Source organism: Acidovorax sp. (assembly GCF_027492855.1).
Taxonomy (GTDB): domain Bacteria; phylum Pseudomonadota; class Gammaproteobacteria; order Burkholderiales; family Burkholderiaceae_C; genus Acidovorax.
In genome coordinates, this window is record NZ_JAPUDY010000093.1 from 1 (window position 1) to 17687 (window position 17687).

Annotated in this window: 18 protein-coding genes; 13 read left to right on the forward strand and 5 right to left on the reverse strand. The window is 65.0% G+C overall.

The window, feature by feature from the left end:
* The 13 genes from Q0105_RS17820 to Q0105_RS17880 form a co-directional block, all read left to right on the forward strand.
* Positions 1–1115: helicase HerA-like domain-containing protein (locus Q0105_RS17820; protein ID WP_298213541.1), on the forward strand; the 1115-nt coding region annotated here is incomplete at its 5' end.
* Positions 1116–1251: 136 nt separating this feature from the next.
* Positions 1252–2055, forward strand: a complete 804-nt coding sequence (locus Q0105_RS17825) for a hypothetical protein (protein WP_298213543.1) — start codon at positions 1252–1254, stop codon at positions 2053–2055.
* Positions 2056–2177: 122 nt separating this feature from the next.
* On the forward strand, positions 2178–3023 hold the full coding sequence (locus Q0105_RS17830) for an enoyl-CoA hydratase-related protein (RefSeq protein ID WP_298213545.1): 846 nt from the start codon (positions 2178–2180) through the stop codon (positions 3021–3023).
* Between the two features lie 165 nt (positions 3024–3188).
* Complete coding sequence (locus Q0105_RS17835) at positions 3189–4163, forward strand: threo-3-hydroxy-L-aspartate ammonia-lyase (RefSeq protein ID WP_298213547.1); 975 nt, start codon at positions 3189–3191, stop codon at positions 4161–4163.
* Between the two features lie 40 nt (positions 4164–4203).
* The gene (gene upp, locus Q0105_RS17840) at positions 4204–4836 is read left to right on the forward strand and encodes a uracil phosphoribosyltransferase (protein WP_298213549.1); all 633 of its coding nucleotides are present in this window, start codon (positions 4204–4206) and stop codon (positions 4834–4836) included.
* A gap of 243 nt (positions 4837–5079) precedes the next feature.
* Positions 5080–6090 (forward strand): BMP family protein, encoded by a 1011-nt coding sequence (locus Q0105_RS17845; protein ID WP_298213552.1) that lies wholly within the window; start codon positions 5080–5082, stop codon positions 6088–6090.
* Positions 6091–6195: 105 nt separating this feature from the next.
* On the forward strand, positions 6196–7161 hold the full coding sequence (locus Q0105_RS17850; RefSeq protein ID WP_298213554.1) for a 5'-methylthioadenosine/S-adenosylhomocysteine nucleosidase: 966 nt from the start codon (positions 6196–6198) through the stop codon (positions 7159–7161).
* Positions 7162–8715, forward strand: a complete 1554-nt coding sequence (locus Q0105_RS17855) for an ABC transporter ATP-binding protein (protein ID WP_298213556.1) — start codon at positions 7162–7164, stop codon at positions 8713–8715. It abuts the gene before it with no gap.
* A 28-nt stretch (positions 8716–8743) separates the two neighbouring features.
* A complete protein-coding gene (locus Q0105_RS17860) occupies positions 8744–9805 on the forward strand; it encodes an ABC transporter permease (RefSeq protein WP_298213558.1) in 1062 nt (353 codons plus the stop codon).
* Positions 9806–9809: 4 nt separating this feature from the next.
* Positions 9810–10697 (forward strand): GIY-YIG nuclease family protein, encoded by an 888-nt coding sequence (locus Q0105_RS17865; protein WP_298213559.1) that lies wholly within the window; start codon positions 9810–9812, stop codon positions 10695–10697.
* Between the two features lie 94 nt (positions 10698–10791).
* Complete coding sequence (locus Q0105_RS17870; RefSeq protein WP_298213561.1) at positions 10792–11715, forward strand: ABC transporter permease; 924 nt, start codon at positions 10792–10794, stop codon at positions 11713–11715.
* Complete coding sequence (locus Q0105_RS17875) at positions 11716–12342, forward strand: DUF4230 domain-containing protein (RefSeq protein ID WP_298213563.1); 627 nt, start codon at positions 11716–11718, stop codon at positions 12340–12342.
* Positions 12343–12364: 22 nt separating this feature from the next.
* Entirely contained in the window at positions 12365–13633 is a 1269-nt protein-coding gene (locus Q0105_RS17880; RefSeq protein WP_298213565.1) for an amidohydrolase family protein, read from the forward strand.
* 116 nt (positions 13634–13749) lie between these two features.
* Here the strand turns inward: Q0105_RS17880 and Q0105_RS17885 are convergent, their stop codons facing one another.
* The 5 genes from Q0105_RS17885 to Q0105_RS17905 form a co-directional block, all read right to left on the reverse strand.
* Entirely contained in the window at positions 13750–15009 is a 1260-nt protein-coding gene (locus Q0105_RS17885) for a hypothetical protein (protein ID WP_298213567.1), read from the reverse strand.
* Positions 15009–15770: a hypothetical protein gene (locus Q0105_RS17890; protein ID WP_298213569.1), complete on the reverse strand. Its 762-nt coding sequence runs from the start codon at positions 15768–15770 to the stop codon at positions 15009–15011. The genes Q0105_RS17885 and Q0105_RS17890 overlap by 1 nt, the downstream gene beginning before the upstream one ends.
* Positions 15771–15772: 2 nt before the next feature.
* Positions 15773–16348 carry a hypothetical protein gene (locus tag Q0105_RS17895; protein WP_298213571.1) on the reverse strand — a complete coding sequence of 192 codons (576 nt, stop codon included), beginning with the start codon at positions 16346–16348 and terminating at the stop codon, positions 15773–15775.
* The gene (locus Q0105_RS17900; RefSeq protein ID WP_298213573.1) at positions 16345–16644 is read right to left on the reverse strand and encodes a DnaJ domain-containing protein; all 300 of its coding nucleotides are present in this window, start codon (positions 16642–16644) and stop codon (positions 16345–16347) included. Before Q0105_RS17900 ends, Q0105_RS17895 begins: the two co-directional genes overlap by 4 nt.
* Positions 16645–16714: 70 nt before the next feature.
* Positions 16715–17428 (reverse strand): YebC/PmpR family DNA-binding transcriptional regulator, encoded by a 714-nt coding sequence (locus tag Q0105_RS17905; RefSeq protein WP_298213575.1) that lies wholly within the window; start codon positions 17426–17428, stop codon positions 16715–16717.
* Positions 17429–17687: the final 259 nt, after the last annotated feature.

Consider the following 17687-nt stretch of genomic DNA (forward strand, 5'->3'; position numbering starts at 1 on the left):
CCGACGACAACGGCATGCTGCTGCTGGACCTGAAGGACCTGCGCGCCATGCTGCAGTACGTGGGCGACAACGCCAAGGAGTTCACCACCGAATACGGCAACGTGAGCGCCGCCAGCGTGGGCGCCATCCAGCGCGGGCTGCTGCAGATCGAGCAACAGGGCGGCAACGAGTTCTTTGGCGAGCCGATGCTCAACATCCAGGACTTCATGCAGACGGTGGACGGCCAGGGTGTGGTCAACATCCTGGCGGCCGACAAGCTCATGAATTCGCCGCGCCTGTATGCCACCTTTTTGCTGTGGATGCTGTCCGAGCTGTTCGAGCAACTCCCCGAAATCGGCGATCCCGAGCAACCCAAGCTGGTCTTCTTTTTCGACGAGGCCCACCTCTTGTTCAACGAGGCGCCCAAGGTGCTCATCGAGCGCATCGAGCTGGTGGTGCGCCTGGTGCGCTCCAAGGGCGTGGGTGTGTATTTCGTCACGCAGAACCCGCTCGACATCCCCGACAGCGTGCTGGCCCAGTTGGGCAACCGCGTGCAGCACGCGCTGCGCGCCTTCACCCCGCGCGACCAGAAGGCCGTGAAGGCCACGGCCACCACCATGCGGCAAAAGCCGGGCCTCGATATCGAGACCGCCATCACCGAACTGGCCGTGGGCGAGGCGCTGGTGAGCTTTCTGGACGCCAAGGGCCGCCCCAGCGTGACCGAGCGCGTGTTCGTGCTGCCACCGGGCAGCCAGCTCGGCCCCATCACGCCGCAGCAGCGCCAGGCGCTGATGGCCAACTCGCTGGTGGCAGGCGTGTACGAAAAAACCGTGGACCGCGAATCCGCCTACGAAAAACTCAAGGGCCGTGCCGCCGAGGCCAGCGAACAGGCCAGCGCCACACCTGCGGGCAATGGAAAGGCCGCCAATGGCGCGGCGGCTGAAGAAGGCGGCGGCCTGCTGGGCGGGCTCAACGACGTGTTGTTCGGCACCACCGGCCCGCGCGGCGGCAAACGCGACGGCCTGGCCCAGACCATGGCCAAGTCCGCCGTGCGCACCATGGGCACCTCGCTGGGCAAGGAGATCCTGCGCGGCGTGCTGGGCGGCATCTTTGGGGGCAGCGGCAAGCGGCGCTGACCGCGGCCCAGCGCCGCTGCATGTCACTCTTTTTGACTGTTGTTGTACCGGCGCCAATGTCACGCGGATGTCACGCATTCGTCACATTGGCGCCGTGCAATGGCAAAACACCACAACAACAATAAAAGGAGGGACGATGCAACGAATCGAACACGCCCTGGTGCGCTGGGGCAACAAGGTGACCCCAACGGCCATTTTTCTTTGGGTGCTGGCTTTCGTCGGGGCGTTTGCTGGCGCATGGCGGCTGAACTGGACCTGGGGGGTCTACGTGTTCATCACCATGGTGATGGTGGCACTGCTCGCCCGCTGGACCACCGCCTTGCGCGAGCGCACCATCCGCGAAGCCCCCCTGCCCCGCTTTCTGCAGCGCAAACTGCGCGAAACCTACCCACACCTGAGCGCCCGCGACTGCGAACTGGTAGAGCGCGGTCTGCGCCAGTTTTTCATGGCCTGCCTGCGCAGCAACACACGGTTCGTGGCCATGCCCTCCAAGGCGGTCGATGCGCTGTGGCATGAGTTCATCCTGCACACCCAGGCCTACAAAACCTGGTGCCACAACGCCCTGGGTTTCTTTCTGCACCACACCCCGGCCGAGGCCCTGGGCAAAAAGGCCCGCCACAACGACGGCCTGCGCCGCTGCTGGTACTGGGCCTGCAAGGAGGAATCCATCGACCCCAAGGCCCCCAGTCGCCTGCCCCTGCTGTTTGCGCTGGACGCCAAATTCGCCATCGCGGGTGGCTTCACCTACGTGCCCGACTGCTCGGACATCGCCCGCAAGAGCGACGCGGGCGGCAGCGGCGGCGACAGCTACTGCGGCACCAGCTTTTCGGACGGCGGCCACAGCGGCAGCTCGGGCGACTTCGGCGGCGCCGAAAGCTCGGATGGAGGCAGCGACGGTGGTGGGGACGGCGGCGGTTGTGGCGGTGGTGGTGGGGATTGAGCCGCAATCGCTCCTGTTTTCATAGCTGCTAGCGCTTGATATATAGGCGCTAGAGGCCAAAAACACCCAAAGTCACCCAGGCGACGATCCGCCGCGCGCCAACAGGGCTACAGTGACAGCCCATGAACACCACCCTCAACTGCTTTTCGCTCAGCATCACCCACCACGTGGCCCACCTGGTGCTGAACCGCCCCGAGGCGATGAACACCATGCACCCCACCTTCTGGCGCGAGCTGGACGAGGTGCTGGCAGTGTTGAACAAGAGCGGCGAGGCGCGCGCCCTGGTCGTCAGCAGCACCGGCAAACATTTCAGCGCGGGCATGGCGCTTGAAACCTTTGGCGGCGCCATCGCCATGGACGACCAAAGCCCCGAGGGCCGCGCCGCCATCTTCGACCTGCTCACCGACATGCAGGCCACTTTCACCCGCATCGAAAGCCTGCGCATCCCGGTCATCATGGCCATCCAGGGCGGCTGCATCGGCGGCGCGGTAGACATGGTCACCGCCGCCTGCGTGCGCTACGCCACGGCTGATGCGTTCTTCTGCATCCAGGAAATCAACATCGGCATGGTGGCCGACGTGGGCACCCTGCAGCGCCTGCCCAAGCTCATTCCGCTGGGCGTGGTGAAAGAGCTGGCCTACACCGGCCGCCGCCTGAGCGCGCAAAAAGCCCTGGGCTACGGCCTGGTCAACGAGGTGTTCGACACACCCGAAGCCATGGTGGCCGCCGCCCTGCAGTGCGCACAAGAGATCGCCAGCAAGCCGCCCGTGGCCATTTGGGGCACCAAACAGGCCGTGAACTACGCCCGCGACCACAGCGTAGAAGACAGCCTGCGCCAGATGGGCTGGCTGCAAGGCACCATCTGGAGCAACCGGCATGTGATGGAGTCGGTCACGGCGATGAAACAAAAGCGCGCGAGCGAGTTCCCGGCGCTCACGCCGCTGCAACGGTTCAGCGAACTGGGCTGAGCAGCCTCGGCCCCACCTGGCAGCACATCAAAATCCATAGCTACTCAGGCACACAGGACAAGCGCTGGCAGGTACTTTTGCTTGAAATGACAAGGCGAAGGGCTATCATCTAGCCAACAAGGGGACGGGCCATCGCCCAGCCCCAGCCACAAGGACACCACCGCCATGACCTTGCCCAGCCTGACGCCCCCCACCTACGACGATGTGGCCGCCGCCGCGCACCGGCTCAAGGGCATAGCGCACCGCACGCCCGTGCTGCGCTCCAGCACCGCCGACACACTGCTAGGCGCGCAACTGTTCTTCAAGTGCGAGAACCTGCAGCGCACCGGTGCTTTCAAATTCCGGGGCGCGTTCAACACCCTGGCCCAGTTCTCCGACGAGCAGCGCGAGCGCGGCGTGCTCGCGTTTTCGGCGGGCAACCATGCACAGGCCATCGCGCTGTCGGCCCGGCTGCTGGACATGCCCGCCGTCATCGTGATGCCCGAGGATGCCCCCGCCTCCAAAATGGCCGCCACCCGCGACTACGGCGCCCAGGTCGTCACCTACAACCGCTACACCGAAGACCGCGAAGCCATCAGCCACCACCTGGCGCTAGAGCGCGGCATGACCCTGGTGCCACCCTACGACCACCCGCAGGTCATCGCCGGGCAAGGCACGGCTGCCCGTGAGCTTTTTGAAGACGTACCCGACCTGGACTACCTCTTCGTCTGCGTGGGCGGCGGCGGCTTGCTGGCGGGCAGCCTGCTCGCCGCCGAAGCCCTGGCGCCGCACTGCCGCGTAGTGGGCGTGGAACCCGCAGAGGGCAACGACGGCCAGCAATCGGTGCGCGCCGGGCACGTGGTGCAGATCCCCACGCCCCACACCATTGCCGACGGCGCCCAGACCCAGGCACTGGGCCAGCTCACCTTCCCCATCATCCAGCGCCTGGCCGACGACATGGTCACCGCCACCGACGAACAACTGGTCGAAGCCCTGCGCTTTTTTGCCGGGCGCATGAAGCTGGTGGTGGAGCCCACCGGCGCGCTGGCCTTTGCGGGTGCGCAGCACGGCAGCGTGGACGTGCACGGCAAGCGCGTGGGCATCCTCATCAGCGGCGGCAATGTGGATTTGGCGCGCTATGCGCGGTTTCTGGCAGATTAGACTCAGCGCGCCTTTCAAAAAGAAATCACAAGACACAGCCATGAACAACAACGTCACCGTCATCACCCACCCCCTCGTCCAGCACAAGCTCACGCTGATGCGCAAGAAGGACGCCAGCACCAACAGCTTTCGCCGCCTGCTGGGCGAGCTCTCGACGCTGATGGCCTATGAAGTAACGCGCGACATGCCGCTGCAAGACGTAGAGATCGAGACCCCGCTGGAGACCATGACCGGCAAGATGATCGACGGCAAAAAACTGGTGCTCGCATCCATCCTGCGCGCAGGCAATGGATTCCTTGAAGGCATGCTCAACGTGGTGCCCGGCGCCCGCGTGGGCCACATCGGCCTGTACCGCGACCCGGCCACGCTGCAGCCCGTGGAGTACTACTTCAAGATGCCCGCCGAAATGCAAGAGCGCGACATCATCGTGGTAGACCCCATGCTCGCCACCGGCAACTCGGCCGCCGCATGCGTGGACCGCCTGAAAAAGCTCAACCCCCGCTCCATCAAGTTCGTGTGCCTGCTGGCCGCACCCGAAGGCATTGCCACCATGCAAAAGGCCCATCCCGACGTGCCCATCTTCACCGCAGCCATCGACCGCGAACTGAGCGACCACGGCTACATCCTGCCCGGCCTGGGCGATGCGGGCGACCGCATTTTTGGCACCAAATAAGTGCCCTGACCGCCGGGCAAACACTGGCCGCCCAAGAGCGGCTGGAGCCAGCCCGCCGGGCCCTTCGCCCCAGGGCAGCCAGCGACCTATTCAGGGTAAATCTTTTACCACTTGGTCTAATTTTCTGGCAGACTGCAAAAAAATAAGCGCCTCTTCTTCTGGCGCGGTACTTGCTTATCCCCCACGCCGACATACCGGCTCCATTCCCTCGTACCCGACTGAACCGACTGAAGGAACCACCCCATGAGCTCTCGCCGCGTCTTCACTGGCCGTCTGCTGTCCACCTCCCTGGCCCTGTCCGCCCTCATCGGCCTGGCCCCCAGCGCCGCCTTCGCGCAGACCAAGCTCAAGGTCGCAGCGATCTACACCGTGCCCTTCGAGCAGCAGTGGGTCAGCCGCATCCACAAGGCCCTGAAAGCCGCTGAGGCACGTGGCGAGATCGAATACAAAGCCAGTGAAAACGTGAGCAACGCCGACTATGAGCGCGTGATGCGCGAGTACGCCACCGGTGGCAACCAGCTCATCGTGGGCGAGGCCTTTGCGGTAGAAGCCGCCGCCCGCAAGGTGGCCAAGGATTTCCCCAAGACCTCTTTCCTGCTCGGCTCTTCGGGCAAGCCGCAGGCGCCCAACTTCAGCGTGTTCGACAACTACATCCAGGAGCCCGCGTACCTGTCCGGCATGATCGCGGGGGGTATGACCAAATCCAACAAGATCGGCATGGTGGGCGGCTTCCCCATCCCCGAGGTCAACCGCCTGATGCATGCCTTCATGGCGGGCGCCAAAGAAACCAACCCCAAGGTCGAGTTCACCATCACCTTCATCAACAGCTGGTTTGACCCACCCAAGGCCAAGGAAGCCACTTTTGCCATGATCGACAAGGGTGCCGACGTGCTCTACGCCGAGCGTTTTGGCGTGAGCGACGCCGCCAAGGAAAAAGGCAAGCTCGCCATCGGCAACGTGATCAACACGCAGGCCCAGTACCCCGACACCGTGGTCGCATCGGCCCTGTGGCACATGGAGCCCAGCATCGACCGCGCGCTCAAGCTGGTGAAAGATGGCAAGTTCACGCCCGAGGACTACGGCCCGTACTCGATGATGAAACACAAGGGCTCCGAGCTCGCTCCGCTGGGCACGTTCGAGAAAAAGGTGCCTGCCGACATCATGGCCAAGGTCAAGGCCAAGGAAGCCGATATCTTGGCGGGCAAGTTCACCGTGAAGGTGGACGACAGCCAGCCCAAGTCCACGGCCAAGTAAACACCCGATGCGGCGGGCGCCCTGCCCGCCCTCTCTTTACTTTCTTGTGTAAACAGGCCACCCCTGCAATGCGGTGGCCTGTTTCCCCATTTTTCCGAGGCTCCCATGCACGCCACCCGCAAGCCCCGCTCCTTCCTGCTCACCCGGTGCACGCGCCTGCTGGGCGCCGTGACCCTGGCCGCCGTGGTGGCGGGCTGTGCCGCCACCGCCCCCGGCAAGACAGCCGTGCGGCTGGATGAGACGCCCCGCATCGCCGTCATCTCCGCTTTTGCGCCTGAACTGACGGTGCTGCTGCCCCAAGTGCAGCATCCGGTGAAGCACCGCATCAACGGCGTGGAGTTCACCACCGGCACGCTTGAAGGCAAGCCCGTGGTCGTTTTCCTCTCGGGCATCAGCATGACCAACGCGGCCATGAACACCCAGCTGGTGCTGGACCGCTTCAACGTGAGCCATGTCGTCTTCAGCGGCATTGCTGGCGGCGTGAACCCCGGCTTGCACGTCGGCGACGTGACGGTGCCCGCACAGTGGGGCCAGTACATGGAATGGCTGATGGCCCGCGAAGACAAGCCCGGCCAGTACAGCGCCCCCGCCTGGATGAAAAGCGAGCTGACGATGCCCGCCTTTGGCATGATGCACCCGCGCCCGGTGGAGGTGCGCTCGGCCGCCCAGACCGGCACCACCAAAAAATTCTGGTTCGCGGCTGACCCCCAAATGCTGGCCGTGGCCCGCAGCCTGAAAAACGTGGGCCTTGCGCATTGCCACACCAACACCTGCCTCCAGCACCGCCCGCAACTTGTGGTGGGCGGCAACGGCGTGTCGGGCCAGGCGTTCGTGGACAACAAGGCCTTCCGCGAATACGCGTTCAAAACCTTCGAGGCCAACGTGCTCGACATGGAAACCGCCGCTACCGCCATGGTGGCGCACAGCAACGGTGTGCCCTACATCGCCTTTCGCTCGCTGAGCGACCTGGCCGGGGGCGGCGACGGCGAAAACGAGATGGGCACCTTCATGGGCCTGGCGGCAGCCAACTCGGCCAAGGTGCTGCAGGCCTTCTTGGTGGCCTGGAAGTAGATGACACAAGACACCGCCCCCGTCCTGCGCCTGTCGGGCATCACCAAGCGCTTCGGCAAGCTGCTCGCCAACGACGCCATCAGCCTGACCCTGGCGCGCGGCGAGGTGCTGGCCCTGCTGGGCGAAAACGGCGCGGGCAAGTCCACGCTGATGTCCATTCTGTTCGGGCACTACGTGGCCGACGAAGGAAACATCGAGGTCTTCGGCCAGCCCCTGCCGCCCGGCCAGCCACGCGCAGCGCTGGCGGCGGGTATTGGCATGGTGCACCAGCATTTCACGCTGGCCGACAACCTCACGGTGCTGGACAACGTGCTCTTGGGCAGCGAGCCGTTGTGGCAACCGTTCTCGCGCCGGGGCGATGCGCGCACCAAGCTGCTGGCCGTGTCGCAGCAGTTTGGCCTGCCCGTGAGCCCGGATGCGCGCGTGGGCAGCCTGTCGGTGGGCGAGCGCCAGCGGGTCGAGATATTGAAGGCCCTGTACCGGGGCGCACGTATCCTCATCCTGGACGAGCCCACCGCCGTACTCACCCCGCAGGAGAGCGAGGCCCTGTTCGACACCCTGGCGCAGATGGTGGAGCAGGGCCTGTCCATCATCTTCATCAGCCACAAACTCGCTGAAGTGCTGCGCGTATCGCACCGCGTGGCCGTGCTGCGCCAGGGCAAGCTGGTGGCCGAGGCGCCCGCACAAGGCACTACACAAGGACAACTGGCGCAGTGGATGGTGGGCCACGCCATCGAGCCCCCCGCGCGGCGCCCTGCCCGGCTGGTGGGCTCACCCGTCTGCACGCTGCACCAGGTCAGCACCGCCCCCACCCACCGCGACCGGCTGCACAACGTCTCGCTCACCCTCCACGCGGGCGAGATCGTGGCCATTGCGGGCGTGAGCGGCAACGGCCAGGTGGCGCTGGCCGATGTGTTGTGTGGCGTGCGCGCCGCTGCCGCAGGCCAGGTCACGCTGCGCGGCGCGCCCCTGAAGGCCTGCCCCGCGTGGCTGGTCAACCAGGGCGTGGCCCGCATCCCCGAAGACCGCCACGCCGTGGGCGTGGTGGGCGACCTGCCGGTGTGGGAAAACGCCGTGTCCGAACGCCTGCGCAGCCACTGGTTTGCGCACCCGTGGTGGCGCGCCTTCTGGGTCAAACGCGGCGCAGCCCGCCAGCATGCCCAGCACGTGGCCGCCACTTTTGACGTGCGCGGCGGCGGGCCCGACGCCCCTGCGCGGTCGCTGTCGGGCGGCAACATGCAAAAACTCATCCTGGGCCGGGCGCTGCTGCCGCCGCAGGATGAATCAGGCAGTGCGCCCGCGCCCGTCCTGATCGTGGCCCACCAACCCACCTGGGGGCTGGACATCGGCGCCGTGATGTTTGTGCAGCAGCAGCTCATCAACGCCCGCGACGGCGGCGCGGCGGTGCTGCTGATCTCGGACGACCTCGACGAAGTGCTGGCGCTGGGCGACCGCGTGGCGGTGATGCACGAGGGGCATTTGAGTGAGGCGCGGCCAGCGGAGGGCTGGACGCGCGAGGCGATTGGCCTCGCCATGGCGGGCGCAGCACATTGAGCGACCACGACACCAAGAACAAACCACCATGCGCCTCGAAAAACGCAACCACACCTCCCCCGCCGCCTATCTGCTGGCGCCCGTGGGCGCCGTGGTGTTCACGCTGCTGATCAGCGGCCTTTTGGTGCTGTGGGCCGGGGCGCCGGTGGGGCAGACCTATACGTTGCTGCTGCAAGGCGCGTTCGGCTCGGTGTTTGCGCTGACCGAAACCCTCACCCGCGCCACACCGCTGATCCTGACCGGGCTGGCGGCGGCCGTGGCCTTTCGGGCGCGGCTGTTCAACATTGGGGCCGAGGGGCAGCTTTACGCCGGAGCGCTGGCCGCCGTGGCCGTGGGCGGCATGCATGGCGGAGCGGGGCTGGAATGGTCGCCGTACCTGCTCTTCCCGCTCATGATGCTGGCCGCAGCCCTGGCCGGGGCCGCGCTGCTGCTGGGCCCGGCGCTGATGAAGGCACGGCTGGGGGTGGACGAGGTGGTCACCACGCTGCTGCTCAACTTCATCATGCTGCTCTTGGTGTCGGCCCTGCTCGACGGACCGATGAAAGACCCGCTCTCCATGGGCTGGCCGCAGAGCGTGGCGCTGCAAGGCGACATGGAGCTGTCCAAGCTGGTGCCGCAGACGCGCCTGCACACGGGCCTGCTGTGGGCCGTGTCGCTGGCGGTCATCCTGTGGGCGCTGCTGGCGCGCACGGTGCCGGGGTTCGACATCCGCGCGGCGGGCGCCAATGCGCGCGCCGCGGCGTTTGCTGGTGTGCCCATCACCCGCACCGTGGTGCTGGTGGCGCTGCTGTCGGGCGGGCTGGCAGGGTTGGCCGGAGCCATTGAAGTGGCGGGCCGCACCAGCTATGTCACGCTCGACATGTCGCCCGGCTACGGCTACAGCGGCATCGTGATCGCCATGCTGGCGGGGTTACACCCGCTGGGCGTGATTGCGGCGGCCACCTTTGTGGCAGGCGTGCTGGTGGGTGCCGACAGCATGAGCCGAGCGGTGGGCGTGCCCACCTACATTGCCGACGTGATCGTGGCGACCTCGCTGATTGCGGTGCTGGTGGCGGGGCTGCTGACGCAGTACCGGGTGCGGTGGAGGTGAGGCAGTGAGCCAATCCACCAGCTCGGATGGTCACATTTACATATTGACCTCACCTCACTGCCCATATATCAAAATTGGAGGCACTCAACATGCGCCACTCAAACGTATTCGGGAAGTGAATGCGAGCGAACCTTACAAGAGCCTCGGACCATGGACATTGCATGATTTCCGGCAAGTAACTAATTGGCGCCGCATCGAATATCAGATTCACTACACATTTCGCGATCGACTTATTTCATCGATAGCAGGGCAAAAGGAGTTATTCAGCGTTTCTGCGCCAGATGCCTCTCAATTTCTGGAACAACTGGACGCATCCGTTCTTATCAAAAAGCCTGTCATGGACCGCATGTTCCAGGACAAGGAGTTTGCCAACTACCTGGCACTTCTCTTCCAAACGACGGCCATCTTGAATTGGCTGGACTTTCAAGGCGCATGGACGTTCACCCTGTTTCCTTCCACGGGAAACGGGAGGTACTACACACTGAACATAGGTCGGCATGAGGTTGCTTTTGCTACGCTGCCACGCGGAACTGAACCCTCATTTCACATGATCTACATGGACGAACTGGTGAAAGACTTCAAAGAAGTGTCTTCATGGATCAAGGATAGAAGCGGCTTCTTTAAACACCGAAGCTATGCATCCAGCTTGCACCACTCCACTGCCGTTTTCTTCAGCGGTAACTTTGACGATGCCAAAGAATTTCTGAGCCTTACCGGTGTACGACGCGCCATTCTTGCGTACTGGAACGAGGCTCTGATCCAACTTCAAGAGAGAAACAGTTCCAGTCTGTTTGCCAGATTTCACCACTGGAATGCCATAGCGGAGCTAAATCACAGGCTTCGCAGCAGTCGCGCGGCCACCACGCCAAATGATGTGAAAGCACTTCTCTGATGAAAATTGGCATTCATTCAAATTACCCTCTAGCGCTTATCCATCAATCGCAAACAGCTATAAAAATAGAAGCACCTAACACCGAGACAGCCCCATGACCGAACTGCTCGACATCCTCGCCAACCCTGCGTTCTGGATTGCCACCCTGCGCGTGGCCACGCCGCTCATTCTGGGCACGCTGGGGGTGCTGCTGTGCGAGCGCGCGGGCGTGCTCAACCTGGGTATCGAAGGGATCATGGTGGCGGGTGCCTTTACCGGCTGGCTGGCGGTGTATGCGGGCTACGGGCTGTGGACGGGGGTGCTGGTGGCGGCGCTCACCGGGGCGGTGTTTGGGCTGCTGCATGCGTGGCTCACGGTGGGGCTGGCGCTGTCGCAGCATGTGTCGGGCCTGGGCATCACCCTCCTGGCCACGGCGCTCAGCTACTACGGCTACCGGGTGGGCTTCCCCAAGGTGAACACGCCGCCCACCATCGAGCCGTTTGCGCCGATGGAGTGGCTGCCCATCCCCATCCTCTCGGAGCAAACCCCGCTCACGCTGCTGGCCCTGCTGCTGGTGCCGCTTTTGGCCTGGGTGCTGCTGCGCACACCGCTGGGCTTGGCGGTGCGCATGGTGGGTGAGAACCCCCAGGCGGCCGAGGGCCAGGGCATCTCGGTGGCGGCCACACGCACGGGCGCCATCGTGGCAGGCTCGGCGCTGATGGGGGTGGCGGGCTCGTTCCTTACGCTGTCGGCGTTCAACGCCTTCTTCTTCAACATGGTGAACGGACGTGGCTGGATCTGCGTGGCGTTGGTGGTTTTTGCCTCGTGGCGACCCGGCAAGGCACTGCTGGGCGCACTGCTGTTTGCGTTTTTCGACGCGCTGCAGTTGCGGCTGCAGCAGGCGGGCGATGCCTGGCTGCCGTACCAGGTGTATTTGATGCTGCCGTACCTGCTGTCCATCCTGGCGCTGGTGCTGGTGGCACGCAAGGCGGCGTATCCTCAGGCACTGATGAAGCCCTATCGCAAGGGAGAACGCTGAATGCCATCGCTCAAGCCCCTGGTTGCCGCAGCCCTCGTGGGCGCAACCTTGGGCGCAGCGGGCCTGTGGGTCGCTTTGCACCAGCCTGCCCCATCACCGCCACCGCCCGCGCTATTGGCGCTGGAGGGCATGGGGCACCTGGTGTCGGTCAAAGTGCGCTATGCCAATGTGATCGAGTTCACGCAGCAGCTCACACAAGGCATTCCATGGACACAGTGGGAGTTGCGGCTCGGTGGCACGCAGGTGCTGCTGGTGGCCAAGGGCGACTGCCTGGTGGGCAGCGACATGCGCCAGGCCCGCTACGAAGCGGTGGACCCCGCCGCCCGCACCGCCACGCTGCTGCTCCCCCCGCCCGCCGTGGTGTCCGCCCGCGTGCACCACGGCCCGCGCGACCAGGGCGGCTCCTACTTCTATGCCGTGCAGGGCACGGGCATCGAGCCGCTGATCCCCGGTTCCGCCAACCGCACGCAGGCCATCGACACGGCCCTGCAGCGGGCGCAGCAAGACATGGAGCGCGCCTGCCAATCCGCCAGCACCCTCGCCACGGCCAAAGAAAACGCCGAAGCCGTGCTCAAGCCGCTGTTCGCGGCCACCGGCTGGGCGGTGCAGGTTCGCTGGCAGCCCTGAATACCATCACACAGCCCCCCACATGCTTGACCTGCTCATCCACAACGCCACCTTGCCCGACGGGCGCACCAACGTCTCGATTGCCGTGCAGGACGGCCGCATCACCGAGGTGACCGAAGGCCTGCAAGCCCCCGCGCATGAGACCGTGGACGCAGGCGGCCTGCTGGTCAGTCCGCCGTTTGTCGATGCGCATTTCCACATGGACTCGACCCTGAGCTACGGCCAGCCGCGCGTGAACGAAAGCGGCACGCTGCTTGAAGGCATTGCGCTGTGGGGCGAGCTCAAGCCCCACCTCACGCACGAAGCCATCGTAGAGCGCGCCCTGCAGTACTGTGACTGGGCCGTGGCGCGCGGCCTGCTGGCCATCCGCAGCCATGTGGATACCAGCCACCCCAGCCTGCTGCCGGTGCAGGCCTTGCTCGATGTGAAAAAACGTGTGGCGCCCTATCTGGATTTACAACTGGTGGCGTTTCCGCAAGACGGCGTTTTGCGCGCCCCCGGCGGGCTCGACAACCTGAAACGCGCACTGGCCCTGGGCGTGGACGTGATCGGCGGCATCCCCCACTTCGAGCGCACCATGGCCCAGGGGGCCGAGAGCGTGAAGATCCTGTGCGAGCTGGCGGCAAACCAAGGCAAGCGCGTGGACATGCACTGCGACGAATCCGACGACCCGCACTCGCGCCATGTCGAAACCCTGGCGTTTGAAACCCAGCGCCTGGGCCTGCATGGTCGCGTGACGGGCTCGCACCTCACCTCCATGCACAGCATGGACAACTACTACGTGAGCAAACTCATCGCGCTGATGGCCGAGGCCGACCTGGGCGTGGTGGCCAACCCGCTCATCAACATCACGCTGCAGGGCCGCCACGACACCTACCCCAAACGCCGGGGCATGACCCGCGTGCCCGAGCTGATGGCTGCGGGCCTCACGGTGGCGTTTGGCCACGACTGCGTGCTCGACCCCTGGTACAGCGGCGGCAGCGCCGACATGCTGGAGGCCGCGCACATGGGCCTGCATGTGGGCCAGATGACCAGCCAGGCCGCCATGCGCCAGTGTTTTGATGCGGTGACGATCAACCCCGCACGCCTGCTGGGGCTGGAAGACTACGGACTGGCGCCCGGCGCCCATGCCGACTTCGTGCTGCTGCACGCGCGCAACCCGGTCGATGCAATTCGCCTGCGCGCAGCGCGCCTGGGCGTATGGCGGCGCGGCAAGCTGCTGGCACGCCAGCCTGCACCCGAGGCGCAACTGCACCTGCCGGGGCGGCCAGAGCAGGTCAGTTTTTTATAGAAAAAAGGCTCTAGCGCTAATTTAGCAAGCGCTACAAGCTATCAATTGGATAGCAAATCAATTCGCAATGCGCCAGAGTGAGCCGCAAATACTTGCGCGGCGTTTGCAGTCGGGGCTCACTCCACGACGTTGCATTCCCTGCGCAGCAGGGCCAGCGCGTCATGCATCTGGTAGTCCATGTCGCTGGTCAGCGTCTTTTCGGCGTCCTGCACGAACCCGGCCCACAGCGCAAGGTAGTCCTGCTGGTAGGCGCCGGGGGCATGAGCCTGAATGAAATCACTGGCTAGCGCGGGCTGCAGGCCGGTCTTGCGGATCTTGCGCACCAAGCTGGCGGCGGTCTTCTCGGTCAACAGCGTTTTCTTGGGTGCACCCGCGGCCAGGCACAAAAACAGCGTGAGCAGCGAGTGCTCGTCGTCGTTGCCTGCAGTGGTCTTGGTCCAGGTCTTGCTGGCGGGCTGCGGGGGCTCGCCTTCGTCCTGCTCCAGCCCATCCAGGCTGCGGTGGTAGCTGTCCACCTCGGCCAAGGGGTCGTCCAGCAGAAAATAACGCGCACGAAAAACGCCCGTGGGGCGCAACAGCGTGCGCAGGGACACCGTGGCATCGAGCAGCTTGGGCAGATCGGCCAGCACGGTGGTGCACTGGGCGAGCATGGCGGCGCGCAGGTCCGTGGGCACACCGGCAGGCAGCCGCAGTTGTGCGGGCACAGCCAGCTTTTTCTTGCGCAAGGTGGTGAGCAGTTTCTCGAACGCGGCGGCATGGGGCCATTCGCCCAGCGCCATGGCCTTGGGGGCCAGGGCCTGCATGAGCAGGCCGGTGCGGATCACGGCCTCGGCGTCGGCGCCTGCGGCCTCCAGTTCATCGGCATCCAGGTCGTACTGCTCGGCCAGCCACTGGGCGGCGTTCAGGGCCTGGGCCACATGGGTGCGGCGCGCCAGTTCGGCCCGGTAGTCGGCATGGCTACGCAGCGACCACACCGCCAGCAGCGGGGTCTCGGCGTCGGCATAACCTGCCATACCGAAATTGCTGCTCTCAGGCATGGCGATCAAGCGCTTGAGCATGTCGGAGCCGCCCTTGGAACGCGACAGAAAGGAGTTGTCGCGCAGCGAAATGGCCGCTTTCGTCAGATCGCCCTCGGTAGAGTCCAACAGGTACAGGCTGATGAGGTTGACCATGCGGTCACGGGCTTTTTCCAGCTCGGGCCGCAGGAATTCGCTACCGAAGTAGCGCGCAATCTGCACCATGCCCTTGGGCGCATCGGCGTTGATGGCCGCGAGCCGCTCCGCATCGATGATGCCGTGCTGCACGCCGTGCACCAGCGCCTTTTCAAAGAAAGGACGGGCGTCATGCAGCTGCAGTGCCGAGCTTTGGGATGTCATCAGATCGCAGATTCTTCGTCGGAGGCGCGCGCGGCCGGCGTGGCCTTGCCACGGTCGGTCTCGCTGGTTTCGAACTTGCCGTCGTCTTCTTCCGCAGGCTCATCGCCCTCTTCCAGCCCCAGGTCAAAAGCGCGGGCCTTGGCGCGCAGCACCAGCAGCATTTCGATGAACAAGTCGCGGCATTCATAACGCAGCAGCCAGGCCATCTGCATCCAGTCGCGGTCGGCCACTTCGTCCTGGTCCACGCGGGGCTGCACGTAGCCGGAGGCCAGCAGCTCGTCGTCGGTGAGCGTGGGGCCGTAGTCTTCCACCGCGTCGAAGGTGCCGGTGCGGGCAAAGGCTTCGATGCGGCTCCACTTCTCGGCGAAGTAATTGGCCAGCGCCTCGCTGCCGCCCTCCAGGTCGCCGATGGCGGTGAGGAACTCCACCGGGTCGGCATCGTCGCGGAAGACGACGGCGTTGACCATGTTGCGCAGGTGGGTGTGGGTGAGGTCCTTGTACTGCTTTTCCAGCACCATGGCGCGGGCGAACTGCTCGGGCGTGACCAGCAGATTGACCACCGATGCCTTGGAGTCGTCGTACTCGCGCATCACGGCCAGGATGTCTTTGGGTGCAAGCTGGTCCAACACCACCATCAGGGCGTTGTCGCCGTCGGTGTCGGCCAGTTCGGCCAGCGCCGATTCGGCGCCCACGATGTCGCCCGCAGCGATGAGGCTGGTGGTTTTGGTGATGAGGGCGAGGTGGGTGTTGCTGCTGCTCATGGTCATTCCTTGCGGTCGAAACCGGCGTCGGCCAGCCAGTTGGAGCTGGCTTCTTCGCGGGTGCGGCTGTTGTGCGGATCGACGGCATCGTCAGCGCTCATTGCGTTGTAGTCGTCGTCATGCTCGGCGGCGTCTTCGCCGTCGTGCTCCGCGTCGCCATCCGCATGCGTGGCCGATGCGGGCGCCATGCGCGCGTGCTGCTGCAGGTATTCGAGCCCCGCCGCCACGGCCATGAAGCGCGCGCCCTGGGGCTCGCTCAGCACGGTCTGCGCCAGGCTCTGCGCCCAGGGCTCCAGCGCGATGGCGTGGGTCAGGCTGTGCCAGTCGGGCAGGTCGTCCGCAGAAAGGCCCAGCAGGTGCTCGACCGCTGCGGGCTTGGTGAAGCGAAAGCCCCGATGAAAGACCACCGCCACCATCTCGGGGGCCAGCTCCATCATCTGCACCAGAAAGGCGATCTCGTTGCGCTTTTCCGCCAGGCGCTTGCGCAAGACGTCGTTGCCTTCAGAGTCGGAGACCAGATCGTCCAGCTCGGCCTGGTAGGCGGAGCGCAGGTCATGAAAGTAGGGAGAAAGTTTCACAGAGGCGATGAGGAAGAAGAAAAAATGCGCGCGGAATAAGCCTGCCAGATCTCTTGCGCGGTCTGCAGCGGGTCGTCCAGCAGGTTGCGGCGGCGGTTGTCGTCGTAGGCCTGGCGGGCCACATCGTCGGACAGCACCTCGTAGGCCTTTTGCACGGCCTGGAAGTGCCGCGCCGCGTCAGGGGCGTCGTTGCGGTCCGGGTGGTAGAAGGAGGCCTTCTGGCGAAAAGCCTTCTTGATGTCGGCCAGCGACGCATTGGCCGCCAGCCCGAGGGCGGCGTAGTGGTCTGCAGTCATGAAAAAGTGGGTCGTGTAAAAGCCGGGAGACGGTGGCACCGGCAGCGGAGCCCGTGCCAGCGAAAGCGCATCAGCCCCCCAGGCTCACAAACACGTTCTGCACGTCGTCGTTGCCGTCGATGGCGGCCAGGAAGCTCTCGACCTCTTCGAGCTGCTCGGCCGTGAGGTTGGCGGGGTTAACGGGGTTCTTGGGCTTGTAGCCGAGCTTGACCGACAACACGTTGAAGCCATGGGCGGGCAGCGCGCGGCTGACCAGGTCGAGGTCGGTGGGGTCGGTCCAGAAGGTGGTGGTGCCTTCTTCGTCGCCCGCTTCAAAGTCCTGCGCACCGGCTTCGATCGCGGCCAGCTCGGGGTCGGCATCGGCCTGGGCGGGTTCGGCTTCGATCATGCCGACATGGTTGAAATCCCATGCCACCGAGCCCGAGGTGCCCAACTGGCCCTTGCGGAACAACACGCGCATTTCGGGCGCCGTGCGATTGACGTTGTCGGTCAGGCATTCGACCATCACGGCCACCTGGTGCGGCGCAAAGCCTTCGTAGATCACGCGCTCGTAGTTGATGGCATCGGCCCCGGTGCCCGAGCCCTTCTTGATGGCGCGCTCCAGCGTGTCCTTGGGCATGGAGGCCTTGCGGGCCTGCTCGACGACCAGGCGCAGGCGCGAGTTGCTGGCCGGGTCGGCGCCGCCGCGTGCGGCCACGGTGATTTCCTTGACCAGCTTGCCAAACAACTTGCCCTTGGCATCGGCAACCAGTGCCTTGCCCTTTGCTTTCCACTGCGCGCCCATGTTGGATCTCTTTTCTTTGGTGGTGTTGCGGCGCGCCAGGGCGCCTGGTGGTGGGAACCGGTTCGCGGCCTTGCAGGGGCCGCCAACCGGTTCAATGGCCTGTCAAGGTGCTCAAAAAGCCCCCGTGAAGGCGAACCCTATAGGATACCACTGGCCGTTTCGTTGCCTGCCCGCCACGGCGAAAGCCGTGCGAAGGCGGCGGGGAGGGTAACCTCGGCGGCATGGCAACCCGATCACCCTTTCGCCCGCAGGCCCACTG

What these genes read in the sequence shown, in the direction of transcription:
- Q0105_RS17890 (WP_298213569.1), bottom strand. Translation starts at nt 15,770, where the DNA reads ATGAGCAGCAGCAACACCCACCTCGCCCTCATCACCAAAACCACCAGC.
- Q0105_RS17850 (WP_298213554.1), top strand. Translation starts at nt 6,196, where the DNA reads ATGCACGCCACCCGCAAGCCCCGCTCCTTCCTGCTCACCCGGTGCACG.
- Q0105_RS17905 (WP_298213575.1), bottom strand. Translation starts at nt 17,428, where the DNA reads ATGGGCGCGCAGTGGAAAGCAAAGGGCAAGGCACTGGTTGCCGATGCC.
- Q0105_RS17900 (WP_298213573.1), bottom strand. Translation starts at nt 16,644, where the DNA reads ATGACTGCAGACCACTACGCCGCCCTCGGGCTGGCGGCCAATGCGTCG.
- Q0105_RS17885 (WP_298213567.1), bottom strand. Translation starts at nt 15,009, where the DNA reads ATGACATCCCAAAGCTCGGCACTGCAGCTGCATGACGCCCGTCCTTTC.
- upp (WP_298213549.1), top strand. Translation starts at nt 4,204, where the DNA reads ATGAACAACAACGTCACCGTCATCACCCACCCCCTCGTCCAGCACAAG.
- Q0105_RS17880 (WP_298213565.1), top strand. Translation starts at nt 12,365, where the DNA reads ATGCTTGACCTGCTCATCCACAACGCCACCTTGCCCGACGGGCGCACC.
- Q0105_RS17825 (WP_298213543.1), top strand. Translation starts at nt 1,252, where the DNA reads ATGCAACGAATCGAACACGCCCTGGTGCGCTGGGGCAACAAGGTGACC.
- Q0105_RS17855 (WP_298213556.1), top strand. Translation starts at nt 7,162, where the DNA reads ATGACACAAGACACCGCCCCCGTCCTGCGCCTGTCGGGCATCACCAAG.
- Q0105_RS17845 (WP_298213552.1), top strand. Translation starts at nt 5,080, where the DNA reads ATGAGCTCTCGCCGCGTCTTCACTGGCCGTCTGCTGTCCACCTCCCTG.
- Q0105_RS17875 (WP_298213563.1), top strand. Translation starts at nt 11,716, where the DNA reads ATGCCATCGCTCAAGCCCCTGGTTGCCGCAGCCCTCGTGGGCGCAACC.
- Q0105_RS17860 (WP_298213558.1), top strand. Translation starts at nt 8,744, where the DNA reads ATGCGCCTCGAAAAACGCAACCACACCTCCCCCGCCGCCTATCTGCTG.
- Q0105_RS17870 (WP_298213561.1), top strand. Translation starts at nt 10,792, where the DNA reads ATGACCGAACTGCTCGACATCCTCGCCAACCCTGCGTTCTGGATTGCC.
- Q0105_RS17835 (WP_298213547.1), top strand. Translation starts at nt 3,189, where the DNA reads ATGACCTTGCCCAGCCTGACGCCCCCCACCTACGACGATGTGGCCGCC.
- Q0105_RS17830 (WP_298213545.1), top strand. Translation starts at nt 2,178, where the DNA reads ATGAACACCACCCTCAACTGCTTTTCGCTCAGCATCACCCACCACGTG.